The organism is bacterium, assembly GCA_026398675.1.
Taxonomy (GTDB): Bacteria; RBG-13-66-14; RBG-13-66-14; order RBG-13-66-14; family RBG-13-66-14; genus RBG-13-66-14.
In genome coordinates this window covers 1-8,990 of sequence record JAPLSK010000361.1, presented here as the reverse complement: position 1 = coordinate 8,990, position 8,990 = coordinate 1, and the positions used below count along the sequence as shown (strand labels likewise).

At 67.4% G+C, this 8,990-nt stretch carries 9 protein-coding genes; 4 read left to right on the top strand and 5 right to left on the bottom strand.

Going from position 1 to position 8,990, the window contains the following annotated elements:
* From NTW26_10950 to NTW26_10930, 5 genes are all read right to left on the bottom strand, one after another.
* The coding region (locus NTW26_10950; GenBank protein MCX7022769.1) for a DUF6150 family protein at positions 1-236 on the bottom strand (236 nt) is incomplete at its 3' end.
* Positions 237-284: 48 nt separating this feature from the next.
* The gene (amrB, locus tag NTW26_10945; GenBank protein MCX7022768.1) at positions 285-1,700 is read right to left on the bottom strand and encodes an AmmeMemoRadiSam system protein B; all 1,416 of its coding nucleotides are present in this window, start codon (positions 1,698-1,700) and stop codon (positions 285-287) included.
* A 69-nt stretch (positions 1,701-1,769) separates the two neighbouring features.
* A complete protein-coding gene (locus NTW26_10940; protein MCX7022767.1) occupies positions 1,770-2,486 on the bottom strand; it encodes a polyphenol oxidase family protein in 717 nt (238 codons plus the stop codon).
* Positions 2,483-4,186: a RelA/SpoT family protein gene (locus NTW26_10935; protein MCX7022766.1), complete on the bottom strand. Its 1,704-nt coding sequence runs from the start codon at positions 4,184-4,186 to the stop codon at positions 2,483-2,485. Before NTW26_10935 ends, NTW26_10940 begins: the two co-directional genes overlap by 4 nt.
* A gap of 509 nt (positions 4,187-4,695) precedes the next feature.
* Complete coding sequence (locus NTW26_10930; protein MCX7022765.1) at positions 4,696-6,126, bottom strand: phosphoglucomutase/phosphomannomutase family protein; 1,431 nt, start codon at positions 6,124-6,126, stop codon at positions 4,696-4,698.
* Positions 6,127-6,315: 189 nt separating this feature from the next.
* On the opposite strand from NTW26_10930, the gene NTW26_10925 reads away from it, so the two are divergent.
* Genes NTW26_10925 through NTW26_10910 form a run of 4 tightly spaced genes read left to right on the top strand, consistent with a single transcriptional unit; the run spans position 6,316 to position 8,945 of the window.
* Complete coding sequence (locus tag NTW26_10925; GenBank protein ID MCX7022764.1) at positions 6,316-6,813, top strand: 4Fe-4S binding protein; 498 nt, start codon at positions 6,316-6,318, stop codon at positions 6,811-6,813.
* 17 nt (positions 6,814-6,830) lie between these two features.
* Entirely contained in the window at positions 6,831-7,430 is a 600-nt protein-coding gene (locus tag NTW26_10920) for a GNAT family N-acetyltransferase (GenBank protein ID MCX7022763.1), read from the top strand.
* A 43-nt stretch (positions 7,431-7,473) separates the two neighbouring features.
* A complete protein-coding gene (locus NTW26_10915) occupies positions 7,474-7,800 on the top strand; it encodes a (2Fe-2S)-binding protein (protein ID MCX7022762.1) in 327 nt (108 codons plus the stop codon).
* A 2-nt stretch (positions 7,801-7,802) separates the two neighbouring features.
* A complete protein-coding gene (locus NTW26_10910) occupies positions 7,803-8,945 on the top strand; it encodes an FAD-binding oxidoreductase (protein ID MCX7022761.1) in 1,143 nt (380 codons plus the stop codon).
* Positions 8,946-8,990 lie beyond the last annotated feature (45 nt).

Genomic DNA, 8,990 nt, shown 5'->3' with positions numbered 1-8,990 from the left:
TCCACGTAGAAAATTTTGAAGTCCGCCTGGTAATCCGAGTCCACGAAGTACCAGAGGCCGTCCTCGTCGGCCTGGTAATCGGCGTCCACCACGTACACCAGCAGGTCGGCCTGGTACTCGGCGTCCACCACGTACACGAGGACGTCGGCCTGGTACTCGGCATCCACCACGTACACCAGCCCCGCCGCCGCCGGCAGTGCGAGCGCGGCCAGGAAGAGAACCGACAGCTTTCTCACATTTCCTCCTTGAATGTGCAAGGGGCTTAACCCCTCGTCTCTATTTATTCACTCGTGGAAGACCTGGGCGGTGAAGGTGTAGAGCTCGGCGCCCCGCTTCCAGGCGTCGGGCGGAAGTCCGGCCTTGCGGCAGGTGTGGGCCAGGAACTCCTCGCGGTCCCACCCCTGCTCCGAGGGGACCTGGGGCAGGAGGAGGCCCGACCGGCCGCCCTGTCGCGCCACGAGGCCGTGGCGGCCGACGGTGACCCCGTTCGGGTCGTCGCACCTTTCCAGGGGCGAAAGCGCGCTGATTTCGATGCGCAGACCTTCCAGCTCCCCGGGCGTCACGGGCAGGAATCGAGGGTCGCCGGTGGCCGCCGACACCGCCATCTCCCGCACCGCCCGCCACAGAGGCACGACGGGCTCCACGTAGCCGATGCAGCCCCGGAGATTGCCGCCTTCGGTCAGGGTGACGAAGGCGCCGCGCTTCTGCCGCAACCGGGCCGAGGGCTCGGTAAGCTCGGGCGGCTTACGTCCGGCGAAGTGGTTCTCCAGGGCCTCGCGGGCCAGGCGCAGCAACTGCCGCTTCTCCTCCCGATCCAGGTCGTGGCCTTCCTCTTTCGGGCCGGGCAGGTGGAACACGGCGGAAAGGTAGCCGACGACCTGCCGCCGGTCGCCGGTGACGTCGCCCGAGGTGGCGTAGGAGATGATGCGCGCGACCTCGGCACCCACGCCGCGGGCGTAGAACATCGCCGCCGCTATGGGGCCCGCGCCGCAGGCCGCCGCCCGTTCGCACTCCACCGACTCGAGCAGCTTCTCCGGCTCCAGCATCCGCACGTGGCCGGCGATGACCCCGTCCATGACCCGGGCCACCGAGTCCTCGTGGTAATGGGAGAGATCGCTCGAGGCCGCGACCAGGGTGTCCGCGCCGCCGAGGGACGTGGCCAACGCCGATGCAAGCCCCCGGGCCGTTTCCACGTCCTGGGAGCCCATCAAAAGCGGCACGAGCTTCGTTCCGGGCAGGGCTAGCTGGATGAAGGGGAGCTGCACTTCCACGGAGTGCTCGAGGCTGTGGGCGGGGGTTACGGATTCCAGGGGGTAGGCGGCGGCCAGCGCCGCGAGGGCCTCCAGGTCCACCTCGACTAGACCGAGCGGCGTTTCGTAGGCCTCGCCCACGAAGGCCGACACGCCGTCGAAGGGCACCCGGTGGCTGGGGGCGATGACCACCACGCGCCGGAAGGTGTTCTCGCCGATGGAGGCGTAGGCGCCGGCGGCGATGGTGCCCGAGTAGACGTACCCCGCGTGGGGCGCGATGAGGGCGCGGACACCGGAGGATGGTTCGGTTCGTGCCCGTTGGAGGAGTTGGGTGACCTGGCGGCGCAGGGAATCCGCGGGCGCCGGGTAGAAGCTCCCGGCCACCGCCGGGGCGCGCACCTTCCCCCGAGCCTTCTTCTTCAGCTGCTCCAGGTCGCCGCTGATTGCCATTGCCCACCCCCCTGAGCCGCACTGCGGACAGATGAATAATACCTCAAACACAGGGCGCCGGGCAAAGGATTATCGGCCCTCGAGGAGCACGCCCGTGGCCATGCGGCCCGCCGCCTCACCCAGGGCCCGGTGGCTCCAGTAACGGTCGCTTCGGCACCGGGTGCAATCACCCGAGGCCGTGATTCGGTCCGGGCTTACCCCGCGTGCGAGTAGCTGGTGCAGAACGAGGCCGGGGAGGTCCAGACGGGGACCGCCGTCCGGAACCCGGCGGACGAACCGCTCCCCCCAGCGCCCGGCGAACTCGTCGGCGATTTCGTCCGACACCTCGTAGCAGCAGGGCCCGATGCCGGGGCCCACCTGCGCGAAGAGGGAGGACAGTCCCACGGCGAAGCGCCGCTCGATGAGCTCCAGCGCCGCCCCCACCACGTCGGCCAGGGCGCCCCGGCGGCCGGCGTGGACCGCTCCCGCGACCCGCGAACGTTCGTCGGCTAGAAGGACCGGGAAGCAGTCGGCGGTGAGGACGACCACGGCGAGCCCCTTTTTGTCCGTGACCAGGGCGTCGGCCCGGGGGTAGGGGAGAAAGGTAGGACCCTCGGCGAGAAAAACCTCGCGGCCGTGGACCTGGTGTGCCCGGGCTATCCCCGCCCCCGGCGCGATCCCGTCCAGAAGCTCGCGGACGGTGGCCAGGGGGTCGTCGGCGGGATGTCCAGCCCGCAGAGTGATGAACCCCGTCGCCGGACCGACCTGGAACACCTCCCAACGGTTCGGCGAGCCGGCGTCCCTCATCGTCGGACCTCGACACAAAGGCCGGGGAAAGTCTCGGCGAGCCGGGCGATGCTCGGGCCCGACTCGGCCGGCGTCTCCTCGGTGTCGGGCACCCGCGCGTTGATGAGGATGTTCATCGGCCCAAAGGGGGTGAAGCTGACCTTGGTGAGTTCGATCTCGTGGAGCCGGTGTATCCCATCCACCAACCGCTTGAAGTCGCCCAGGTCGCCCTTGAGACTGAAGCGCACGAGGCTGCGTTTCACCCTGCGCCCAAGCTCGGGGTGGTCGTGGAGGTAGCGGCGGATGGCGTGGCGGGCGTGGGAGGTCTTTACGAACCGGAGCCAACCGGGCCTGGGGTGAACCTCCTCGGAGGTCAGCACCTCGACGCGGTCGCCGGCCGAGAGCACGTGGTTCAGGAGCTCCGGCCGTCCGTTCACCATGGCGCCCGAGCAGGTCAAGCCCAGGTCGGTGTGGAGGCGGAATGCGAGGTCGAGTACCGTGGAGTCCACCGGCAGGTCCAGCGTCTTCCCCTTGGGGGTGATGACGAATATCTGCTCGGCGAAGAGGTCCACCTTGACCGCGCTGGCGAAAGTGCGGGAGTTGACGGCCTGCTTCTCCCAGTCCACTATCCGTCGCAGCCAGAGCAGCTCGTCGTCGAGGTCGGCGTCGAAGCCGGTCTCCTTGTAGAAGAAGTGGCCGGCCACGCCGTATTCGGCGATGAAGTTCATCTCCTCGGTGCGTATCTGGACCTCGATGCGGTGACCGTGACGGCCGTGAACCGCCGTGTGCAGCGACTGGTACCGGTTGGGCTTCGGGTTGGCGATGTAGTCGGAGAAGGCACCGGCGATGGGGCGCCACAGGCTGTGGACGATGCCCAGCACACCGTAGCAGTCGCGCACCTCTCGGGTGATGACCCGGATTCCCAAGAGGTCCACCATGTGCTCCGGCGGCTCGCCCTTCTCTATCATCTTGCGGTAGATGGAGTAGATGTGCTTGGGGCGGCCGAAGACGGTCGCCTGAATCTCCAGCTCCTCGAGCTTGGCCTTCAGCTCCTCGATGACCTCGACCAGGATGGCCTCCTGCTCGGGCTTTCCGGCGCGGACGATTTCCGCCAGGTTGGCGTACACCTCGGGTTGGAGGAACATGAGCGCCCGGTCCTCCATCTCCCACCGCAGCTTGGCCACGCCGAGGCGGTGGGCCAGGGGGGCGTAGATTTCCAGGGTTTCCAGGGCCTTCTCGCGGCGCTTTTCCGGGGGCATGTGCTGGAGGGTGCGCATGTTGTGGAGGCGGTCGGCGAGCTTGATAAGAAGGATGCGCGGGTCGTGCTGGGCGGCCAGGAGCAGCCGACGCAGGGTCGCCGAGGGGCCGGCCCGGCCGGACCTCTCCGCCCTGGCCTCCTGGGTCAGCCCCTGGACGAGGTGGTACACCCCCTCGCCGAACTCCTCCATGATTTCCAGCCCGCCCAAGCTCGTGTCCTCGAGGGTGTCGTGGAGGATGCCGGCGATGACCGTTTCGGCGTCGCCCCCGAGCTCGGCCAGGATGTGGGCCACCTCGACGGAGTGGATTAAAAAGGGGTCGCCGGAGCGGCGTCGTTGCCCGCGGTGGGCCTTGGCGGCCAGGCGGTAGGCATCGTCGAGCCGCTCGAGCCACTCCACGCCGGTGCGGGGGCGCAGGAGGGCCAGGGTGTCCTCGAAAACGTGGCGGCAGGCGGTGAGGTTCATCGTGGTATAGATGGAGGATTGCGATACCAGTATACCTCATCCCCGCCGCCCCCTCAATCCGTGGGGCGGCCCCCCCTCCCCCCTCCGGGGAGAGGCTCGCTTACGGGCTAGGGTGAGGGGCGGGATGAGGACGGCGGGGATTTGCCGGGGGCATAGCTCGCTTCGCTCGGTTAAAATCCCCGCCCTACATTCGGGTTCACGACGGTTGACGCAATCAAGGGCGGGTGTGGACACCCGCCCCTACGTCATCGCAACCTGTGGGCACGGGCATGTGAGGGGGTAAGAAGCGGCGGCCCGCGGTTTCCCTCTCCCTGTGGGAGAAGGCTTGCCTTACGGGAATAAGGGTGAGGGCTGCCTTATAAAAAGCGGCGGGAATAAAATCCCCGCCCTACATCGTCTCCCTCTCCCTTCCAGGGAGAGGGTAGGGGTGAGGGTCGGGTTTGGAGATAAAAAGGGCGGGGTACTCAAACCCCCGCCCTACGAATCGTCCAACGTCTTAACGACGCACCCTATCCAGCACCCTCGAACAAAAACTCCCGCGTGGCCGCCACCAACTCGTCCAGGCGACCGTCGTCGTACGCCTCGGCGTACATGCGCACCACCGGCTCAGTCCCCGAGGGCCGCAGCATTACCCAGCAGTCGTCGGCCAGGAGGAGCTTGAGGCCGTCGGTGCGGTCCACCCCGCGCACCGCCACCCCGGCGAAGGTCTCCGGCGGCTCTCCGGCCAGGCGCTCCCGGATCAGCGGGGCCAACTCCTCGGTGAGCCGGAGGTTCAGCCGCCCGTCCAGATACCGGCGCCCGGCCTCCACGTAGAGGTCCTCGATGAGCTGCCGGATGGTCCGGCCGCTTCGGGCGAGCATCTCGGCCACGACGGCGCAGGCGAGGATGCCGTCCTTGTCCAGGACGTGGTCCCGGAAGCAGATGCCGGAGGACTCCTCGCCGCCCAGCACCACCTTCCCCGTCTCCACCCACGCGGCGAGGTGCTTTATCCCCACCGGCGTCTGGTAGACCTCCCGGCCGAGCTTGGCCGCCAGGGCGTCCACGAGCTGGGTGGTGGCGACGGAGCGGGCGATGCCGCCCTCCCAGCCCCGGTACCGCGCCAGGTGCCAGAAGACCAGCGCCAGAATCATGTTCGAGTTCACGTAGTGCCCGGTGGAATCCACCACCCCGAAACGGTCCGCGTCGCCGTCGCAGGCCAGCCCTATCACGGCGTCGGAATCCCGCACCGCCTGGGACAGCTCATCCAGGCTGTGTCCGCTGGGCTCGGGGGTATGGCCGCCGAAGAAGGCGTCGCGGTAAGCGTGGAGGACCTTGACCTCGCAGCCGTGGTCCATTAAAAAATCGGGTAGGTACCCCCGACAGGTGCCGTAGAGGCAATCCACCACCATCTTCTGCGGGTTGGACTCCAGGGCCTGGACGTCCACTATCTCCTCGATGCGGGCCAGGTAGGGCTCTCTCACGGAGATCAGGGAGCAGTACGGGCGCAGGAGGAGGTCGTCGCGCTCGATCGGCCCCTCCCCGCGGACCTCGACCTCGCCCCGCAGGATTTCCTCGATGCGGTTGGTGACGTCGGTAGGCGCCGCGGCGCCCGTCGCGGGCGAGAATTTCAGGCCGCAGTATTGGGGCGGGTTGTGGCTGGCGGTGATGTTGACCGCGCCGCCCAGGCCGCTCTTCACCACGGCGAGGGCGATGGCCGGGGTGGGCGCGTCGCGGTCGGTCAGCCTCACGCCGATGCCGTGGCGCAGGAACTCGTCGGCGGCGCACCAGGCGAAACGGTCGGCCAGGAAGCGGGTGTCCATGCCGACCAGGACGCCCTTCCCCGCGTCGCCCGTCTCCGTCAGGTGCCGCGCGATGGCCGCGACTACGCGGCGCACGTTGGCGAAGGTGAACTCCTCGGCGATGAGCGCCCGCCAGCCCGAGGTCCCGAACTTGATGGCCATGGAGCCCCTCCCGCGCACGTTTACGGGGCGAGGGTAATTCAGCCCCGCCGGGCTGTCAAGGAATACGGAGAGCCCGGTACGGCCGACACCCCTCGGCGCCGGCCCCGTCCCGCGGACTTGCCGCCCGCCGACCGCTGTGCTAGTATTTGCCCCACCGACAACGACGCGACGGACTTGGGAAGGTGGACCATGCTCTACGAGGACGGCGTCCCCACCCGGGAGGACCTGGAAAAAGTGAGGCCCTCCCCGGAGAGCCTCGCCCGGGGCCCCGCGGTGGTCATCGAGTGCTTCCAGAGAATCCCCTGCGACCCCTGCCACACCAACTGCAAGTCGGGCTGCATCCTCCCCTTCGAGGACCTGAACGACCTGCCGCGCACCGACACCTCCCTGTGCGACGGCTGCGGCGTCTGCGTGGCGGCCTGCCCCGGCCTGGCGGTGTTCATCGTGGACCTGACCGCCGGGGGCGAGGGCCGCGCCGTCGTCCAGATACCCTGGGAGTACCTCCCCGTCCCGGAGAAGGGGCGGGAGGTCGTGCTGACCGACCGGTCTGGGAAGCCCATCGGCAAGGGCGTGTGCCTCAAGGCCGTGCGCTTCCGCGACCGTACCTACGTCCTGCACCTCTCGGTGCCCGCGGAGCTGGCGATGGAGGCGCGGGGGATTAGTCTGAACAATTTGAAGAGAGCCTAACGATAGCCCCCTTTTCAATGAATGTCGAAGACGACGCGGTAGTCATCTGGTACGGCCTCCGGGACGATGAGCGCCTCAGAGCGGCGGAGATATACTACGAGGCCTTCGGGGGACAACAGTGCATCGTCCTCGGTTCTTCGAAGACGGCCATCCCGACGCTGGCAAAAGAGTTTACAGGCACAGCCGTCTTTTTGGCGCAGTATCGGGGAGAAACAGTCGGACTGATCGGAATGAAGTTTCTTAAAGAAGACTACATATGCATCAGGCCCCTTACGCTGGTCCGCACCTTTGGATGGATCGCGGGTCTGATAAGGTTTTTCCTTTGGCGGTTGATGGACCAAAGAACGCCCAAAAGAGGCCTGCTTCTTGATTCGATCGCCGTTGACGGGCGCTTCCGCAGTCTGGGGATAGGTCGGCGCTTGATCATCGCCGTCTTCGACCTGGCGCGGAACCGGGGACTTACCGAGGTCGCACTCCAGGTCGTGGACACCAATCCGCGTGCGCAAAACCTCTACGAAAGGCTCGGTTTCACCGCTGACAGGACATACAGAGTACCATTCATGCGCTCGATTATGGGCTTCTCGGCATACACCGTAATGACCAAACCGGTCCGTTAAACCTCACTCCCCACCCACGCCAGGGACGGTCCGAAAGGAAGCGATGGAGGAACGGGTCGAGAACCGCGGCGAAGACGACTCCACCATCATCTGCCGCTGCGAGGACATCACCCTGGGCGAGATAAAACGGGCCGTCGCCCAGGGCTACGCCACCGTGGACGAGATAAAGCACTTCCTGCGGGCCGGGATGGGCCCCTGCCAGGGGCGGACCTGCGGGCATCTGGTGGCCCAGGTCGTGGCCCGCGAAACCGGACGGCCCGTGGCGGAGGTCTGGCCCATGCGCGCCCGGCCGCCCTACCACCTCGTCCCCTTCTCTACCATCCTCAACGAATCCGGCGGGACCGTCGCCTTCTCGAAGGGGGGCGACTAGCCGTGCCCGGGAAAACCTACGACGCGGTCATCGTCGGCGCCGGGGTCATCGGCACCGCCGTCGGCTACTACCTGACGAAACGGGGCATCCGCGACGTCCTGATCCTGGACAAGGGGTACGTCTCCGGCGGCGCCACTGGACGCTGCGGGGCGGGCGTCCGCCAGCAGTGGGGCCTCGAGATGAACTGCCGCCTGGCCAAGATGTCCGTGGACATGTTCGCGGGACTTTCCGACGAGCTGGGCGAGGACATCGAGTTCGAGCAGTCGGGCTACCTGGTGCTGGCCTACGACTCGGACACCGTCGAGCTCTACCGGACGAATTTAAAGCTGCAAAACTCCCTGGGCATCCCGGCGCGGCTTGTGACCCCGGAGGAGGCCCGGGAGATCGTGCCGGTCCTGAACATCGAGGGCCTGGTCGCGGCCACTTACTGCCCCACCGACGGCCACGCCAACCCCTTCAAGACCAACTTCGCCTACGCCCACGCCGCCGTGCGGGAGGGCTGCGAGCTGCACACCTTCGAGACGGTCACCGGCTTCGAAACCGACTCGAAGGGGGTCCACGCCGTCACCACGGATAAAGGTCGGTACGAGACGCGGACGGTGGTGAACTGCGCCGGGGGGCACGCGGCGAAGGTGGGCGAGCTGGCCGGCCTGAAATTGAACTGCTTCCCCGAGCGGCACCAGATACTCGTGACCGAGCCCTACGAGCGGCTCTTCGACCCCATGGTCATCAGCTTCGTCCACCACCTCTACTGCCAGCAGGTGGTGCACGGCGCATTCCTCATGGGGCTGGGGATGCCCGAGGCGCCGGGCTTCAACGATGACTCGGGCTGGGAGTTCATCGAGGCCATGGCCCGGGCGGTGACCAGCCTTCTGCCGATTCTGGCCGGGGTGCGGGTGATTCGGCAGTGGGCCGGGCTGTACACGAAGACCCCCGACGCCCAGCCCATCCTGGGGGAGCACCCGGACCTTCCCGGTTTTTACAACGCCGTGGGCTTTTCCGGGCACGGGTTCATGATAGCCCCCGCCACGGCCAAGCTCACCGCCGAGGCGATCGCCTGCGGCTGCACGCCGGAGCTCATCGCGCCGCTGGACGCCAAGCGTTTCGAGCGCGGCGACCTGATCCTGGAGCCCAACGTGGTGTAGGTCCGGCCGTCGTTGCGGTAAATGTAGGGCGGGGACTTTAGTCCC